We start from the raw sequence: 15,773 nt of genomic DNA, 5'->3' as shown, positions 1-15,773 counted from the left end.
CGTTACTTTAGAACGAGATGGTGAGATCCCGGCCTTCGCCGGGATGACGATATTGTTGGCTGGTCTGACCGTCGATTTCCGCTAAGCCTCCCCGCGATGAAGCGGCATTTCTATTTCGTCGCGGGCTGGCTGTCGCTCGCTCTGGGAGCGATCGGCGCCGTCCTGCCGCTGCTCCCGACGGTGCCGTTCGTGATCCTCGCAGCCTTTTGTTTCGCGCGATCGTCGCCGCGGCTCGAGGCGTGGCTGGTCGAACACCCGGCCTTCGGCCCGCATATCGTTGCGTGGCGCGAGAAGGGCGCGATCAGCCGCAAGGGCAAGATCGCAGCGACGCTGGCCTTCGCTTTCAGCATCGTCCTTGCCGTGGCCTTTGCGCCTTGGCCGTGGATGATGGCGCCGGTCGTCGCGGCAGCGGTGACCGGAAGCTGGATCTGGACGCGGCCGGAAGGGTGAGCTTTGGCGACTTCGGGCTGGAGAGCTGTCGCTTGTTTAAGTCGTCACCCAGGGCTTGACCCGGGGCCTGCCTTTTCTTTGATCTGACGTAGAAAGAAGGAAGGCGGGTTCCGGGTCAAACCCGGGGTGACGGATATGATTTACGCCGGCATCGCCTCCCAGCCGACGGCGGACTCAATTCGCTATTTGTCGTTCGCGACCGGACCTGGACAGCAGGGCAGGCAAAGCCTTGACGCTCCGCCACACGCAGGCGACAAGAGCGGCGCCGGGTCGCGCCGGGCAAATTGCTGGACCGTCAAGCCCGGCTCCCCTAAGGACGCGAACCGATGCACGCTTATGCGAATCCGACCCGTTTTCTGGCGATCGCCCGGCCGCTCACGCCGTGGCTGCTGGGAGTCGGCTTGTTGCTGCTGCTCGGCGGCGCGTGGGCGGGGCTGACGCAGGTTCCGGGCGATTACAAGCAGGGCGAAACCGCGCGAATACTGTATGTCCATGTTCCGTCGGCCTGGCTCGGCATGGGCGGCTGGACGTCGCTGGCGGTCGCCGGGCTGGTCCAGCTTGTCTGGCGCCACCCGCTCGCGGGGATCGCGGCGCGCGCGATTGCGGTGCCGGGGATGCTGTTCACCGCGCTGTGTCTTGCCACCGGATCGATCTGGGGCAAGCCGACCTGGGGCACCTGGTGGGAATGGGACGGGCGGATGACCTCGATGCTCGTCCTGCTGTTCCTCTATGCGGGCTTCATCGCGCTCACCAGCGGCGACGACGGGCAGAAACAGGGCGGCACGCTGTCGCGTGGCGCCGCCATCTATGCGCTGGTCGGTGCAATCAACATCCCGATCATCAATCGCAGCGTCGTGTGGTGGAACAGCCTGCATCAGGGGCCGAGCATCACGCTTCGCGGATCGAGCATCGACGGGGCGCTGCTCTGGCCTTTGGGCTTGACCGTGTTCGGCTTTTCGCTGTTATTCGGGGCCATCGTGCTGATGCGGATGCGGCGGATCATCGCCGACAACCGCGTTGCGGCACGGCTGCGGCGGCTGGCCGACGACGAGGGATCTAGGGCGTGACCGGGGTGATCAGCGGGGGTGGCCAATGGGCCTATGTGGCGGCCGCCTATGCGCTGACCGCGCTGCTGACCGGCGTGGTCCTGTGGTCGAGCTGGCGCGCGATGACGAAGGCCGAGAAACGCAGCGACGCGCTGCGAAAGGACCGCAAGTGAAGGCGAAGCATCAGCGACTGATCCTGGCGCTGGTCGCGCTCGTCGGCGTCGGCGGCGCGGGCGTGCTCGCGGCGAGCGCGCTGCGCGACGAGGCCGCCTATTTTCGTACGCCGGTCGAGGTCGCGGCCGGCAAGACCGAGGTCGGCGAAGCGATGCGGCTCGGCGGCATGGTCGCCAAGGGCAGCATCGCGCGGCAGGCCGACGGCCTGACGATCCGTTTCGTCGCGACCGACGGCAAGGCGTCGGTCCCGGTCGAGTATAAGGGGATCGTCCCCGACCTGTTCAGCGAGGAATCGGGGATGGTCGCCGACGGCCGGATGCGCGGCGACGGCACTTTCGTCGCCGACCGCATCCTCGCCAAGCATGACGAACGCTATATGCCGCCGCAGATGGGCGACATGCCCAAGGATATGAAGGCGGCGCCGAAGGCATGATCGCCGAACTCGGTCTTGCCCTGCTCTGGATCGCGGCGGCGCTCGCCTGTCTGTCGCTGGTCGCGGGTGCGTTGTTCCTGCGCGGCGGACCGAAGGACCTCGCCGCGCTCGTCCGGCCGGCGAGCGTGGCGCAGGGCGTGCTCACCGCCGTCGCCTTCGCGCTGCTGATCGCGCTGTTCGTCCGCTCCGACATGTCGGTCGAACTGGTGGCGCGCAACAGCAACAGCCTGAAACCAATGCTGTTCAAGGTCGCCGGCACCTGGGGCAACCACGAAGGGTCGATGCTGCTGTGGCTGACGATCCTCGGCTTGTCGGGCGCACTGATCGCGGTTTTCGAGAAACGGTTGCGCGAGGATACGCTGGTCGCGACGCTGGCGGCGCAGGCGGCGCTGAGTCTTGGTTTCTTCGCCTTCCTCATTTTTTCGTCGAACCCGTTCAAACGCTTGCCGGTGGCGCCGCCCGACGGGCAGGGGCTCAACCCGTTGCTCCAGGACCCGGGTCTCGCCTTTCATCCCCCGACGCTCTACGTCGGTTATGTCGGGCTGTCGGTGGCGTTCAGCTTTGCCGTCGGCGCGCTGATCACGCGCGAGATCGGCCCGGCCTTTGCCCGCGCGATGCGCCCGTGGGTGCTCGGCAGCTGGATTTTCCTGACCCTCGGCATCACCGCGGGCAGCTACTGGGCCTATTACGAGCTAGGCTGGGGCGGCTGGTGGTTCTGGGACCCGGTCGAGAATGTCTCGCTGGTGCCCTGGCTCGCGGGCGCAGCCTTGCTTCATTCAGTCGCGGTGACGGCGACGCGCAATGCGCTGCGTGCTTGGACGGTGATGCTCGCGGTGATCGGTTTCTCGATGTCGATGGTCGGCACCTTCATCGTCCGCTCGGGGCTCTTGACCAGCGTCCACAGCTTTGCCGTCGACCCTGAGCGCGGCACGTTCCTGCTCGTGCTGATGGCGGTTTATATCGGCGGCGCGCTCACCCTGTTCGCGCTGCGCGCCGGGAGCGTCGCCGAGGGCAAGAAATTCGCGCTGCTCAGCCGCGAAGGATCGCTGGTGATCAACAATCTGTTGCTGACGACGATCCTCGCGCTCGTCCTGCTTGGCACCCTCTACCCGATCGTTGCCGAGGCGATGGGCGAGAAGATTTCGGTCGGGCCGCCCTATTACAACCGCGTCGCCGGGCCGCTGGCGCTGATCCTTTGCCTTGTCATGGTCGCGGGCCCGCTGCTCGCATGGCGCAAGGACGACGGCAAGAAACTCTGGTCGCGGTTGCCGCTGGCGATCTTCGCCGGGGCGGCGGTACTGTTCGCGCTGATCCTGTTCGGCGGCAAGGTCGGCATATTGCCGCTGCTCGGCATGACGGTGGCGGGTGTCGTTGCGGTGGCGAGCCTTGCGCCGCTGTGGGGCCGCAACCTCCGCCGCACCCCGCTGCCGACCTGGGGCATGGTGATCGCGCATTTCGGCGTCGCCGTCTGCCTCGCCGGGATGGGCGCCGAAAGCGCCTTCATCAAGGAGCGGCTGGTTGCCGCGGCGCCGGGCGATGTGGTGAAGGTCGACGATTTCGTGGTGAAATTCGTCGGGGTAAAACCGATCGCCGGGCCAAACTATACCGCGATCGAGGGCACGCTGGTCGCGACGACGCCGTCGGGGCAAAGCTTCATGCTGCGGCCCGAGGCGCGAACCTTCCCCGGGCTGATGGGGACCGCGCCGACCGAAACCAACGAGGCGGCGCTGCTGACGCGGCCGGGCGGCCAGCTCTACGCCGTGCTCGGCCAGCCGGTGCCGAGCGATGACGGGACCGCCGACCGATACCAGCTCCGCCTGTGGTGGAAGCCGCTGGTGTGGTGGATCTGGCTCGGCGGCGCGCTGATCGCCGTGGGCGCAGCGCTGTCGATGCTCGGGCGCGCGCAGTTGCTGGCGATCTGGCGCACGCGCCGCACCCGCAAGGTGTGGCGGTGAACACAGATATGACGCGTTCGAGGTTTGAAGCGATTTTGTTCAGGGCTAGGAGGCGAGGCGTAGGCATATGAATATATTCCAAGGCGCGCCGACGCGGCCATGGACAAAATCGGTCAAATCCCGAAGGGACGGCGAAATGGCTTCGATCTCGGCTCCGCGCGGCCTTGCAGATGGAACCACCATCTGCGGCGGCCACCCGAAGCCGATATCTTCGCCATTTCGCCGCCTCGAACGCGTCATATCTGTGTTCACCGCCAAGGAGCGATTTGCGCCATGAAGAACCGCTGGGTCCTGTTCGTGCCGCTGGCGATCATGGGGCTGCTGTTCGGCGCCTTCATCTATCGGCTGGTGACGCCCGCCGAGACGCTGATCCAGTCGCAATGGATCGACAAGCCGATGCCGCTGTTCGACCTGCCGCCGGCGACGGCGGGGGTCGAGGGCCTCAAGAGCAGCCAGCTTGCCGACGGCCGGCCGCGGCTGGTCAACGTCTTTGCCAGCTGGTGCATCCCGTGCCGCGCCGAGGCGCCGCAGCTCGAGGCGCTGAAGGCAGCCGGCGTACCGATCGACGGCATCGCGATCCGCGACCGGCCCGAGGACGTCGCGGCTTTCCTCAATGAATTCGGCAATCCGTTCGATCGCATCGGATCGGACATGCAGTCGAGCGTCCAGATTGCGCTGGGTTCGTCGGGGGTCCCCGAAACCTTCCTGATCGACGGCAAGGGCATCATCCGCGAACAGATCCAGGGTGTGATCCTCGCCGATCAGGTGCCCGAAATCGTCGCGAAGCTCGAGGCGATGAAGTGAGGCTGCGGCTCGCCATGCTTTGCCTTCTCGGCACGTTGGCATCGCCCATCGCCGCGCAGGACCGGCTGCCGCCCGCGCCCTATGCCTATCAGCAGCTCAACGACCCCGCGAAGGAAGCGCGGGCGAAAGCGCTGATGGAGGAACTTCGCTGCCTCGTCTGTCAGGGCCAGTCGATCGCCGATTCCGATGCGCCGCTTGCCGGCGACATGCGGCACGAAGTGCGGAGCAAGATCGCCGCGGGCGAAAGCCCCGCCGGGATCAAGAAATGGCTCGTCGCGCGCTATGGCAACTGGGTGAGTTACGATCCGCCGTTCGACAGCGCGACAGCGCTACTCTGGCTCGGGCCGCTCGCCTTCCTCGCGCTCGGCGGCTGGCTCGCCTTCGGCCGCTTCCGCCGCGGCGAAAGCGAAGAAGAGGGCGGCGCATGATCTGGCTGTGGATCATGCTCGCCGCGGCGCTGACCATCGGCGGCATGCTGTGGCTCGGCAAGCTGCCCGCGGCGGCGCGGCCGCTTGCGGGCGCAGCGGTGATGCTTGGGCTCGCCGGCTATGCGCTCGAGGGAAGCCCGTCGCTCCCCGGCAAGCCGGTCGCGGCGGCGGAGGAGCCCGAGGGGTTCGGCGAGGCGATTACCGACCAGCGGCAGGGGATGGCCGACCGCTTCGGCCCGGCGGCGCAGTGGCTCGGCATGTCCGACGGTTTCGCTCGCACGGGCAAGACCGAGCTTGCGGCCAAGACGCTCGAAAAGGGGCTGGAGAAATATCCCGACAATGTCGACCTGTGGGTCGCGCTCGGCAACGCGCTCGCCGTGCATAGCGGCGGGATGATGTCGCCCGCCGCGGCGCTGGCGTTCGACGAGGCGGCGCGGCGCGATCCGTCGCACCCCGCGCCGCCCTTTTTCGCGGGACTCGCGCTCGCGCAGGGCGGCGACCTGAAAGGCGCCGAGGCGGTGTGGAGCCAGCTTCTCGCGCGCAGCCCCGCCGACGCGCCGTGGCGGCCGGATCTGGAAATGCGGCTGGCGCAGCTCCGGCAGGCGCTGGGACCGCAGCCTCCGCCGCCGGCGCCGGCCGAGCCGTGATTTGGGTGCTGTTCCATTGCCCCCGGCTCGTCTAAAGGCGCGCGATGACTGCTGAGTCGCAACAGGCAGCAGGCGGGGCCGAAAGCGCCGCCCCGGCTGCCGCCGATACGGGCCATCACGGCCACGGACATCAGGGTGATGGCAAGCTGAAGCTCGCCATCGGCGCGGTCGGCGTTGTGTTCGGCGACATCGGCACCAGCCCGCTCTACGCTTTTCGCGAGACCTTTGCGGGGCATCATTCGATCGATGCCGACCGGCTCCACATCTATGGCGTGCTGAGCCTCGTCTTCTGGTCGATGATGCTCGTCGTCACCTTCAAATATGTGCTGACGATCATGAAGGCCGACAACAAGGGCGAGGGCGGCAGTCTCGCGCTGCTGGCGCTAATCAGCCGCTCGTCGGGCGAGAAGCGCTGGACCTGGCCGATCATCCTGCTCGGGGTGTTCGCGACCGCGCTCTTCTACGGCGACAGCATGATCACCCCGGCGATGTCGGTGCTCTCGGCGACCGAGGGGCTGAGCTACATCAACAAGGGCTTCGACCCCTATATCGTGCCGATCGCGCTGACGATCCTGATCGGGCTGTTCGCGATCCAGTCGCGCGGGACGGCGAAGGTCGGGGCGCTCTTCGGCCCGATCATGCTCTGCTATTTCCTGATGCTCGCGGTGCTCGGCATCATGCATATCGTCGACCATCCGTCGATCATCCTTGCGACGCTCAATCCGCTCAATGCGCTGAAATTCTTCTATGTCGACGGCTTCACCGCTTTCATCGCGCTCGGCGCGGTCGTGCTCGCGGTCACTGGCGCCGAGGCGCTCTACGCCGACATGGGGCATTTCGGGCGCAAGCCGATCGGGCTGAGCTGGCTGTGTTTCGTCCTTCCTGCGCTGATGCTCAATTATATGGGACAGGGCGCGATGGTGCTCGAGGCCGAAATGGGCAACCGGCTCGGGCTGATCCAGGATCCCTTCTTCCTGATGATGCCCGACGCGTGGCGCGTGCCGATCGTCATCCTCGCGCTGCTCGCGACGATCATCGCCAGCCAAGCGGTGATCTCGGGCGCCTTTTCGCTGACCCAGCAGGCGATTCAACTCGGCTTCATCCCGCGCCTGCGCGTCGAACACACCAGCGCGTCGGCGGCGGGCCAGATCTACATCCCGATGGTCAACTGGGGCCTGATGGTGATGGTCATCCTTCTCGTCCTGTTCTTCGGCTCGTCGAGCAATCTCGCGGCCGCCTATGGCATCGCGGTGACCGGCGCGATGTTCATCGACACCTGCCTGATGAGCGTCGTGCTGTTCAGCCTGTGGCGCTGGCCGGCGTGGAAAGCGGTGCCGATCCTCGCGATCTTCTTCATCGTCGATATCGCCTATTTCGGCGCCAACCTGATCAAGGTGCCCGACGGTGGCTGGGTGCCGCTGGCGATCGGCCTGACCATCTTCACTCTGCTGACGACTTGGTCGCGCGGGCGCAAGCTCATGCAGAAGGAAATGGCCGAAGGCGCGATGCCGATCCCGGTCTTCGTCAAATCGGCCGCGAACAGCGCGACGCGGGTGCCGGGGACGGCGGTATTCATGACCTCGTCCGCCGACGGGGTGCCGCACGCGCTGCTCCATAATCTGAAGCACAACAAGGTGCTGCACGAACGGATCATCCTGCTGACGATCAAGATCGCCGACGTGCCCTTCGTGCGCGAGGAGAATCACTGCGCGCTCGACGATCTGGGGCAGGGATTTCACCGGCTGATCCTCAATTACGGCTTCATGCAGCCCGTCGACGTGCCCGAGGCGCTGAAACGCGTCACCGGCTGCGGCGCCGAATTCAAGATGATCGAGACGAGTTTCTTTCTGTCGCGGCAGACCCTTATCGCGGCAAGCACGCCCGGCATGCCGATCTGGCGCGAAAAATTGTTCGCATGGATGCTGCGCAATTCGGAAAGCGCGATGGAATATTTCCGCCTGCCGACCAACCGTGTGGTCGAACTGGGAAGCCAGGTCGCGATCTGAGGTCGCGCGCCTGCAACCGTTCCGGAACGGACGAATTAAGCCGCAGTGCCGCACAATAAGCGTTTGAACATTGCCGCAAGTCTTGCAATGCAAGCGGGGGTCTCGGGGCCCTGACCCCAAGTAGGTCGATGCGCACCATGGATACCGGCAAAAGCAATGCGCCCATCTTGCCGGTTCCGCCGGAACCCTTTGCGTTGATTATCGGACCATCGATGCGCGGCGCTTCGAATGTGTCGCTGGAAACCTCGCTCCGCCATATGGGGCTGCGGCCCGAGCGTGCGGACAGCGACCGCACCGACATGATCGAGCAGATCGCGCCGCCGGTGTTCCGTCTGCGTTTCGGGCGCGAATCGATGCTGGCCGGGCGGGCGGCGGATACGGCGCTCGCGCTGGTCGATCCGGCGGATCCGGCGACAAGCCTGCTTGCGGCGAGCCTGCCGCAGGATTGGCGCGAAAGCGGCCAGTGCTGGATGTTCGTGCCCGAGGACGACAGGCACGGCGCGCACGAGCAGACGATGCAGATGCGCGAGTTTTTCAAGATGATGGTGCTGTTGATCGACCTGTTCGACGCCAGCCACTTTTTCTGGTCCCCCGCACGGCTTTGGTCCGATGCGCCGCAGTTTCGGGCGTCGGTCGCCGAAATGCTGATCAGCGGCATGCCGCCCATATTGCATCTCGTCGCCTTTCGCCGGCACGAGGTCGACGGTGTCGATTTTGTCGGCACGCGCGGCCTGGCGCTGTTCGCCGAGCAAGAGCTTGAAGGGCGGATTCCCAACGGGTGGACCGTGGCAGAGATGGTCCGGCGGCTTGCGCGGCTGTCGCTCGACATGATGCTCAACGGCCCGGTTCGGGAAAGCCGCCGGATGCGCGGTCTCGATCCTGGCGAGTGGGTGCACCTGTCGCCGCCGCCCGATGTCGGGGGGGGCAGCCCCGTGCGGGTCGAATTTGGCGGCGATCTTTGAGGCAGCGGTTGGGATGGCAAGGGGCGCCGTTGCCGCGCGCGGGTTTCCAGCGCCATCACCTCATTCCGATCGCGCTGCTGCGGCGTCCGCAGATGGCGGCCATGTTCGACCAGTTGCAGTCCGAAGGTTTCGCGCTTCAGCATTTCTCTGTTAACGGCCTCATCCTGCCGGCATGCGAGCCCGCGGCGCTGCAACTCGGGCACGCGCTGCATCGCGGGCCGCATCATGGTTACAGCGATGTCGTTGCCGCCCGGGTCGAGCGGATCCGGGCGCATTTCGCATCGCAGATCACGATCGATCCCGGCACCGCACGGCGCACCGCATCGATGCGATTGCGGCTGTTGCAGGATGTGATGCGGCGGGCGCTCACCGATCGGCACCGGGCCGGCTTCTGGCTGAACCGGCGCGACCCGATGCGGCTGTTCGCCGACCGCCCCTATCTCGACGAAGCGATCGACCGGCTGTTCGGGGCATAAGACAAGGGCGGCCTCTACGGCCGCCCTAGCGCCGGACCCGGGATATCAGGCCGCAGCGCGGTGGCGCGTCGCCCTGACGGCGATGGCGCCGAACAGCGCCGCCGCGAGGACGAGGGCGCCTTGCGCGGCGAGGAACGGCGGTTCGGTTCCGGTCGGCGCGAGCGCGTTCAGCGCGGGGACTTTCAGGAACGACTGCACCACCAGCACGAACAGGTTGAGGTAGAGGGCGAGGGTGGCGGTCACCGCATAGACCGTGGCGGCGCGGCCGGCGAGCTTGCGACCGTAATAAGCGTGGAAGGCGAGAGCGAGGATCAGCGTCGAGAGGATGCCCACGCCGAGCGCCGGGGTGAAGGCGACGATTGGGAACAGGAAACCCGACAGGCTGGTTAGCAAGGTCGCCCAGAGGAAGATGCCGGTCGTGCGCGGCAGCGCGCGTCCGCGGGCAAAGGCAGGAAGCGCGACAAGGCCTGCGCCGATGCCGACGAGGCTGATCGCGACGTGGAGGGCGGTGAACTGCGGGATGGTGAGGCCGAGGATCATTGTCTTTACTCCCTGTTCGGGGGCGGCGGCCGCGCCGCCGCGCCCCTGTCCGGTTCAATTGTTGATGAAGTCGAGGAGGTCGGCGTTGAACCGGTCCTGTTCGGTTACGGTGAGGCCGTGGCTGCCGCCTTCATAGACCTTCAGCACCGCCTGCTTGACGATCTTGACCGTCGAGAGCGCCGAGGCGCCGATCGGGACGATCTGGTCGTCGTTGCCGTGGAGCACCAGCGTCGGGACATCGAACGTCTTCAGGTCTTCGTTGAAGTCGCTTTCCGAAAAGGCGCGGATGCTGTCGAGCAGGCCCTTGAGGCCGCCGTTCATGCCCTGCCGCACGAATTCGTCGCGGACCGCTTCCGACACCTCGGCGCCCTCGCGGTTATAGCCGTAGAAGGGGAGCGTCAGGTCCTTGAAGAACTGCGGCCGGTTGTCGAAGGTGCCCTTGCGGATGCCGTCGAAGACGTCGATCGGCAGGCCGCCGGGATTGGCTTCGGTCTTGAGCATCAGCGGCGGAACGGCGCCGATCAGGGCAACCTTCGCGACCCGGCGCGTGCCGTGACGGCCGATATAGCGGGTGACTTCGCCGCCGCCCGTCGAGTGGCCGACGAGGATGACGTCTTTCAGGTCGAGCTGTTCGATCAGTTCGCCGAGATCGTCGGCATATTGGTCCATATTGTTGCCCACCCACACCTGGTCCGAACGGCCATGGCTGCGGCGGTCGTGGGCGATGGTGCGGAAGCCCTGATTGGCAAAGAAGACCATCTGTGCGTCCCAGGCGTCGGCGCTGAGCGGCCAGCCGTGCGAGAAGACGATCGGCTGGCCGTCCTTCGGACCCCAGTCCTTGTAGAAGATGCGCGTACCGTCCTTGGTGGTGATCGTGGTCATGTCGTGGTTCCTTTCGTTGCGAGGGGGCGGGATGTCCGTCCGGTGAAACAGGAGATAGGCCGGCGGGGTCTTGCGCGGGATTGGCGGATACGACATTATGCGGGCCGATTGCGACAAAGGTGCTTCACGCTATGCGGCAACTTCGACAACATCCGGCCTCGCTCGTCGAAGTCGGTCTGATGCTCTACCCCGACTGCCAGACCGGCATGGTCCACGGCATCACCGACCTGTTCGACATCGCCGGCCGCTTTGCGGTCGACAACGGCCGGGCGCCGGTTCGCGTCAGCCATTGGCGATTGCAGGACGGCGGGGGCTTTGCGCGCTGCTACGACAGCCATCCGGGCGAACCGGCGGGCAATTCGCCCACAGTGCTGATCGCGCCCGGAAGCCTCCACAAGCTGCTGGAGGCGGATGAGGTCGCACCCTATGCGCGCTGGCTGCTCGACCGGCATGCACAGGGGGCGGTGCTGGCGTCGAATTGCGGCGGCGCCTTTGCGCTCGCCGCGACCGGGCTGCTCGCGGGGCGGCCCGCGACAACGCATTGGTATTTCGCCGAGGAGTTCAAGACGCGTTTTCCCGATGTGCGGCTGGAAGCCGACCGGATGGTGATCGACGACGGAGACATCGTCACCGCGGGCGGGCTGATGGCGTGGACCGACCTAGGCCTGCGCATTGTCGAGCGGTTGCTCGGGCCTTCGGTGATGATGGAGACCGCGCGCTTCCTCCTGATCGACCCCGCAGGACGCGAGCAGAGGAATTATGCGAGCTTTGCGCCCAAGCTGACGCATGGCGATGAGGCGATTCTGAAGGTTCAGCACTGGCTGCAATCGAAGGAAGGCCGGGTGAACGGCGTCGGCGAGATGGCGCGCGAGGCCGGGTTGGAGGAGCGGACCTTCCAGCGCCGGTTCAAGGCGGCTACCGCGATGACCCCGGTCGAATATGTCCAGCACATCCGCGTCGGCAAGGCGCGCGAACTGCTGGAATTCACCAGGCGTACCGTCGACCAGATCGCGTGGAGTGTCGGCTATGAGGATGCGGCGGCGTTCCGCAAGCTGTTCCACCGCATTACCGGGCTGTCGCCGAACGAATATCGCCAGCGTTTTGCGGTGCCGCAGCCGCTGGCCGAAGTTGCCTGAAAAAATATTTTCACCTGCGTGTCGATTTTGCGGCGGCTCGTTCGTCGTCCTGATACGAGGCCGATCATGGCCCGACAAAGAGGAGTTGAACGATGCGTGTGATGGTTTTCGTCAAGGCGACCGAGGACAGCGAAAAGGGCCTGCTGCCCACCGAGGACATGACCGAGATGTTCGAGGCGATGGGCAAGTTCAACGAGGAACTGGTGAACGCTGGCGTGATGGTCGACGGCGACGGGCTCAAGCCTTCGTCGGCGGGCAAGCGGATCGCCTTCGATGGCGCGAGCCGGACGGTGATCGACGGACCGTTCGCGGAAACGCGCGAACTGGTCGCGGGCTATTGGGTCTGGGAGGTCAAGGATATGGACGAGGCGGTCGCCTGGGCGAAGCGCTGCCCGAACCCGATGCCCGGGCCGAGCGAGCTCGAGATCCGTCCTTTCTACGAAATGGAGGATTTTGGCGACGCGATGACGCCCGAACTCGCGGAACGCGAACAGGCGTTGCGCGACAAGCTCGGCAGTCAATAATCGATGCCCGCCGCCGTGCTTGCCTCCCCGGCGCTCTTCGCCGAGAAGGCGGGCATGGCAGCTGGTGAAACCCATCGTGCGATCGAGGCCGTGTTCCGGATCGAGCGGGCGCGGCTGATCGCCGCGCTTGCCCGGATGACGAGGGACGTCGACCGTGCCGAGGAACTGGCGCAGGAGGCGCTGCTTGCCGCGCTGACCGAGTGGCCGAAATCGGGGGTTCCGGACAAGCCGGGCGCCTGGCTTACCGCAACCGCCAAGCGGCGCGCGATCGACGGCATCCGGCGTGGCGCGATGCAGGATCGGAAGCATGCCGAAATCGCCCATGACCTGGGCGGGGAGCGCGACATGAGCGCAGAAGCGGTCGAGGCGGCGCTGGACGATCCGCTCGGCGACGAACTGCTCGGCCTGATCTTTGCGGCCTGCCATCCGGTGATTTCCCCCGACGCACGCGCTGCGCTGACCCTGCGGCTTGTCGGCGGACTAACGGCCCTGGAGATTGCCCGCGCCTTCCTGTCGAACGAAGCGGCGATCGCGGCGCGGATCACCCGGGCCAAGAAAGCAATCGCCAAGGCGGGAGTCGCGTTCGAGGTGCCGCGCGGTGCCGAACTGACGTCGCGGCTGGGATCGGTGCTCGAGGTCATCTACCTGATCTTCAACGAGGGCTATGCGGCGACTTCGGGGCCGTCGCTGGTTCGCCCGCTTCTCTGCGCTGAGGCGCAGCGGCTGGGGCGCATAGTTGCCGGATTGATGCCCGATGAGCCCGAAGTTTGGGGATTGCTCGCGCTGATGGAGATTCAGGCGTCGCGGCTGACGGCGCGTGCCGGGCCCGATGGCGCTTTCGTACCGCTGACCGAGCAGAACCGGGCGCGCTGGGATCAATTGTTGATCCGCCGCGGGCTGAATGCACTCGCGCGCGCCGAAGCATTGGGAGGCGCCGAAGGGCCTTATGCCTTGCAGGCCGCGCTGGCGGCGTGTCATGCGCGGGCCCGGCGGGCGGAGGATACCGACTGGACGCGCATTGCTGCGCTCTATGACCTTTTGGGAAGGGTGATGCCTTCGCCGGTGGTCGAGCTCAATCGTGCGGTGGCGCATAGCATGGCGTTCGGACCCGAAGCAGGCTTACGGCTGGTTGATGGGATTGCCGATGCGGCGCTGCTCCGAAACTATGCGCCCCTTCCTGCCGCTAGGGGTGACTTCCTGCTCCGCGCCAGGCGATTCGAGGAAGCGAAGGCCCAGTTTGAGACCGCAGCCGAGCTTTCGGCGAACGAGCGCGAGCGTGCTTTCCTGCTCGCGCGGGCCACGGCCTGCGCGGCGGCCGACCGCTGATGCGGGCGACGGTCGAGACGATCGGTGCCGAAGCGCAGCCGCTTGTTATTCTCGACGATTTCGCAGCCGACCCCGATGCGTTGCGCGAACAGGCGCGGGTCGCCGCGTTTGCGCCCGCGCTGAATCACTATCCCGGAATCCGCGCCGCGCTGCCGGGCGATTATCTGTCGGCACAATTACCTGCGATCGAGGCCGCGGTGCGACAGGCTTTCGGTCGCATTGGACCGGTCAGCGTGATCGATGCGAGCTTTTCAATCGTTTCGACGCCGGTCGAGGCGCTGACCATCGCGCAGCGGCTGCCGCATATCGACGCTTTCACTGCCGACCGGATCGCGCTGATCCATTATCTTTCCCCGGTGGCGAGCGACGGTACCGCTTTTTTCCGTCACCGGGCGACGCGGTTTGAAACCATCGACGAACAGCGTCGCGATCTCTTCTTTCGTCACCTCGAGACCGAGTTGCGGCATGTAGGGCCGCCGCCGGCCGCCTACATCGCCGGCGACACGCCGCTATTCGAATGCGTGCACAGTGTCGAAGCCCGCTACAACCGCGCGCTGCTCTATCGCAGCACGAACCTCCACAGCGGCGCCATCGCAGCCGACGCGACCTTGTCGGAGGATCCATGCAGTGGACGCCTCACCGTCACAGCTTTCTTTTCGATCGGCGCATAGGGCACATTGCGGCGCCCGATTGCCACGCTCCATCGACACCAAATGCGGGCTGTTCCACAACGGGACAACGGTCTGTCGCACTGCGGTGTATAGCGAACGACAAAGCGCTTATGGGCGCCGGCGATTCCTCCTTCATCCATTTATGGACATGATTTACATGGCTTTATCCTCCCGTTCTCTGCTTCCCGTCGCGCTTGTCGCGGCGGTGCTTGCCGTTCCCGCCTTGGCGCAGAGCAGCCAGATCAGCGGCATCGATGCGCTCCGCGAATGGAACCTCGTCGTCCTTGGCGATCTCAACAGCTCGTCCGAGGTCGAGGGGCGCACTTTCGTCGGCGGCAACCTGTCGGGCAATTCGTCCAACTATGGCATTCGCGCGACGACGTCGGCGAACGGTCAGCCGGGGCTGACCGTCGTCGGCAACGTCACCGGCAGCCACAAGAATCTCAACAACGGATCGGGCGCCATCGTCGGCGGCAATGTGTCGAGCGGTTTCAACCTCAACGGCCCGAACCAGACGGTGAAGGTCGGCGGAACGATCAGCAACACCAACGTCAACCAGAATACGGTGCTGTCGAATATCAACGCCAGCAATCCAGCGTTCGGCGTCAATCTGCAACAGGACAAGACGCGGCTGTCCGGGAGCCTGAACAGCCTGTCCTACGAGATGGGGACGCTGAAAACGAACAGCCAACTGACCATCCAGGGCAACCGCGGTACCTTCACTGCGCAGCCCGATGCGAAGGGGCTGGCGGTGTTCAACATCAGCGCTGCCGACCTCGACAAGATCGGCGAGATTCAGTTCAATCTGAACGGCGCCGACACGGCGATCGTCAATGTCAGCGGGCGGACGATCAACCTCAATGACAATTTCCTCGGCGGCACCAACAACCTTGGCGAACATGTCATCTGGAATTTCCCAGAGGCCGAGAGCCTCAAACAGTCGACGGCATGGGGCGGGTCGGTGCTGGCGCCGCTCGCCGATGCCGAGATTCGCAATTACATCCAGGGATCGGCAGTGTTCGGTAACCTGACCCAGAATGGCGAAATGCATATCGGGACGTTCAAGGGCGGTTATGTCAGCCCGCCGAGCGGCGGCACTTCTTCGGGCGGCGGAACGACGTCCAGCGGTGGAACTTCGTCGGGCGGTAGCTCGGGCGGGGCGGTGCCGGTTCCTGAGCCCGGCATGTTCGGACTGTTCGCGCTCGGCGTCGGCGGGTTGCTCTACATGCGCCGCCGCCGTGCGAAGACGGACGCGGCAGGCGACGAGTAATCATCGCTCGGACCGGTGAAAAGCGGAGCTTTCCACCGGCCCA

At 65.7% G+C, this 15,773-nt stretch carries 17 protein-coding genes and 1 pseudogene; 16 read left to right on the top strand and 2 right to left on the bottom strand.

The window, feature by feature from the left end:
* The first annotated feature begins 96 nt into the window (after positions 1 to 96).
* From AN936_RS11525 to AN936_RS11480, 11 genes are all read left to right on the top strand, one after another.
* Positions 97 to 450 (top strand): YbaN family protein, encoded by a 354-nt coding sequence (locus AN936_RS11525; protein WP_054588282.1) that lies wholly within the window; start codon positions 97 to 99, stop codon positions 448 to 450.
* A gap of 326 nt (positions 451 to 776) precedes the next feature.
* Complete coding sequence (ccmC, locus tag AN936_RS11520; protein WP_054588281.1) at positions 777 to 1,517, top strand: heme ABC transporter permease CcmC; 741 nt, start codon at positions 777 to 779, stop codon at positions 1,515 to 1,517.
* Complete coding sequence (locus AN936_RS25245; protein WP_173585654.1) at positions 1,514 to 1,669, top strand: hypothetical protein; 156 nt, start codon at positions 1,514 to 1,516, stop codon at positions 1,667 to 1,669. Before ccmC ends, AN936_RS25245 begins: the two co-directional genes overlap by 4 nt.
* Positions 1,666 to 2,103: a cytochrome c maturation protein CcmE gene (gene ccmE / locus AN936_RS11515; protein WP_054588280.1), complete on the top strand. Its 438-nt coding sequence runs from the start codon at positions 1,666 to 1,668 to the stop codon at positions 2,101 to 2,103. Before AN936_RS25245 ends, ccmE begins: the two co-directional genes overlap by 4 nt.
* Positions 2,100 to 4,058: a heme lyase CcmF/NrfE family subunit gene (locus AN936_RS11510; protein WP_054588279.1), complete on the top strand. Its 1,959-nt coding sequence runs from the start codon at positions 2,100 to 2,102 to the stop codon at positions 4,056 to 4,058. The genes ccmE and AN936_RS11510 overlap by 4 nt, the downstream gene beginning before the upstream one ends.
* A gap of 273 nt (positions 4,059 to 4,331) precedes the next feature.
* Positions 4,332 to 4,862: a DsbE family thiol:disulfide interchange protein gene (locus AN936_RS11505; protein WP_054588278.1), complete on the top strand. Its 531-nt coding sequence runs from the start codon at positions 4,332 to 4,334 to the stop codon at positions 4,860 to 4,862.
* A 14-nt stretch (positions 4,863 to 4,876) separates the two neighbouring features.
* Entirely contained in the window at positions 4,877 to 5,290 is a 414-nt protein-coding gene (locus AN936_RS11500; protein WP_054588277.1) for a cytochrome c-type biogenesis protein, read from the top strand.
* Positions 5,287 to 5,937, top strand: coding sequence for a tetratricopeptide repeat protein (locus AN936_RS11495; protein WP_054588276.1), 651 nt, complete (start codon positions 5,287 to 5,289; stop codon positions 5,935 to 5,937). Before AN936_RS11500 ends, AN936_RS11495 begins: the two co-directional genes overlap by 4 nt.
* A 44-nt stretch (positions 5,938 to 5,981) precedes the next feature.
* Positions 5,982 to 7,943, top strand: a complete 1,962-nt coding sequence (locus AN936_RS11490) for a potassium transporter Kup (protein ID WP_054588275.1) — start codon at positions 5,982 to 5,984, stop codon at positions 7,941 to 7,943.
* 212 nt (positions 7,944 to 8,155) lie between these two features.
* Positions 8,156 to 8,905, top strand: a complete 750-nt coding sequence (locus AN936_RS25065) for a hypothetical protein (RefSeq protein ID WP_158500080.1) — start codon at positions 8,156 to 8,158, stop codon at positions 8,903 to 8,905.
* Positions 8,830 to 9,381, top strand: a complete 552-nt coding sequence (locus AN936_RS11480) for an AHH domain-containing protein (protein WP_420496807.1) — start codon at positions 8,830 to 8,832, stop codon at positions 9,379 to 9,381. Before AN936_RS25065 ends, AN936_RS11480 begins: the two co-directional genes overlap by 76 nt.
* A gap of 45 nt (positions 9,382 to 9,426) precedes the next feature.
* Here AN936_RS11480 and AN936_RS11475 read toward each other — a convergent pair whose 3' ends face one another.
* Entirely contained in the window at positions 9,427 to 9,921 is a 495-nt protein-coding gene (locus tag AN936_RS11475) for a hypothetical protein (protein ID WP_054588272.1), read from the bottom strand.
* Between the two features lie 54 nt (positions 9,922 to 9,975).
* Positions 9,976 to 10,803 carry an alpha/beta fold hydrolase gene (locus AN936_RS11470; protein WP_054590247.1) on the bottom strand — a complete coding sequence of 276 codons (828 nt, stop codon included), beginning with the start codon at positions 10,801 to 10,803 and terminating at the stop codon, positions 9,976 to 9,978.
* Positions 10,804 to 10,934: 131 nt separating this feature from the next.
* Here AN936_RS11470 and AN936_RS11465 point away from each other — a divergent pair, with 131 nt between their 5' ends.
* The 5 genes and pseudogenes from AN936_RS11465 to AN936_RS11445 all read left to right on the top strand — a co-directional run bounded on the left by AN936_RS11465 (position 10,935) and on the right by AN936_RS11445 (position 15,730).
* Entirely contained in the window at positions 10,935 to 11,939 is a 1,005-nt protein-coding gene (locus tag AN936_RS11465; RefSeq protein WP_054588271.1) for a GlxA family transcriptional regulator, read from the top strand.
* Between the two features lie 92 nt (positions 11,940 to 12,031).
* A pseudogene (locus AN936_RS11460) lies at positions 12,032 to 12,382 on the top strand (YciI family protein); the annotation flags it as partial.
* Positions 12,383 to 12,517: 135 nt separating this feature from the next.
* Positions 12,518 to 13,789 carry an RNA polymerase sigma factor gene (locus AN936_RS11455; protein WP_054590246.1) on the top strand — a complete coding sequence of 424 codons (1,272 nt, stop codon included), beginning with the start codon at positions 12,518 to 12,520 and terminating at the stop codon, positions 13,787 to 13,789.
* On the top strand, positions 13,789 to 14,460 hold the full coding sequence (locus AN936_RS11450) for a DUF6445 family protein (protein ID WP_054588269.1): 672 nt from the start codon (positions 13,789 to 13,791) through the stop codon (positions 14,458 to 14,460). Before AN936_RS11455 ends, AN936_RS11450 begins: the two co-directional genes overlap by 1 nt.
* 157 nt (positions 14,461 to 14,617) lie before the next feature.
* Complete coding sequence (locus AN936_RS11445) at positions 14,618 to 15,730, top strand: choice-of-anchor A family protein (RefSeq protein ID WP_054590245.1); 1,113 nt, start codon at positions 14,618 to 14,620, stop codon at positions 15,728 to 15,730.
* Positions 15,731 to 15,773: the final 43 nt, after the last annotated feature.

This window comes from Sphingopyxis macrogoltabida, from assembly GCF_001307295.1.
Lineage (GTDB): Bacteria > Pseudomonadota > Alphaproteobacteria > Sphingomonadales > Sphingomonadaceae > Sphingopyxis > Sphingopyxis macrogoltabida_B.
The sequence above is the reverse complement of the archived record's forward strand: the minus strand, read 5'-3'. Positions and strand labels throughout refer to the sequence as shown.

Coding starts and splice junctions, on each gene's coding strand:
- AN936_RS11500 (WP_054588277.1), top strand. CDS start 4,877: ATGCTTTGCCTTCTCGGCACGTTGGCATCGCCCATCGCCGCGCAGGAC.
- AN936_RS11465 (WP_054588271.1), top strand. CDS start 10,935: ATGCGGCAACTTCGACAACATCCGGCCTCGCTCGTCGAAGTCGGTCTG.
- AN936_RS11505 (WP_054588278.1), top strand. CDS start 4,332: ATGAAGAACCGCTGGGTCCTGTTCGTGCCGCTGGCGATCATGGGGCTG.
- AN936_RS11475 (WP_054588272.1), bottom strand. CDS start 9,921: ATGATCCTCGGCCTCACCATCCCGCAGTTCACCGCCCTCCACGTCGCG.
- AN936_RS11455 (WP_054590246.1), top strand. CDS start 12,518: ATGGCAGCTGGTGAAACCCATCGTGCGATCGAGGCCGTGTTCCGGATC.
- AN936_RS25065 (WP_158500080.1), top strand. CDS start 8,156: ATGCGCGGCGCTTCGAATGTGTCGCTGGAAACCTCGCTCCGCCATATG.
- AN936_RS11490 (WP_054588275.1), top strand. CDS start 5,982: ATGACTGCTGAGTCGCAACAGGCAGCAGGCGGGGCCGAAAGCGCCGCC.
- AN936_RS11525 (WP_054588282.1), top strand. CDS start 97: ATGAAGCGGCATTTCTATTTCGTCGCGGGCTGGCTGTCGCTCGCTCTG.
- AN936_RS11470 (WP_054590247.1), bottom strand. CDS start 10,803: ATGACCACGATCACCACCAAGGACGGTACGCGCATCTTCTACAAGGAC.
- AN936_RS11495 (WP_054588276.1), top strand. CDS start 5,287: ATGATCTGGCTGTGGATCATGCTCGCCGCGGCGCTGACCATCGGCGGC.
- ccmC (WP_054588281.1), top strand. CDS start 777: ATGCACGCTTATGCGAATCCGACCCGTTTTCTGGCGATCGCCCGGCCG.
- AN936_RS11445 (WP_054590245.1), top strand. CDS start 14,618: ATGGCTTTATCCTCCCGTTCTCTGCTTCCCGTCGCGCTTGTCGCGGCG.
- AN936_RS11510 (WP_054588279.1), top strand. CDS start 2,100: ATGATCGCCGAACTCGGTCTTGCCCTGCTCTGGATCGCGGCGGCGCTC.
- AN936_RS11450 (WP_054588269.1), top strand. CDS start 13,789: ATGCGGGCGACGGTCGAGACGATCGGTGCCGAAGCGCAGCCGCTTGTT.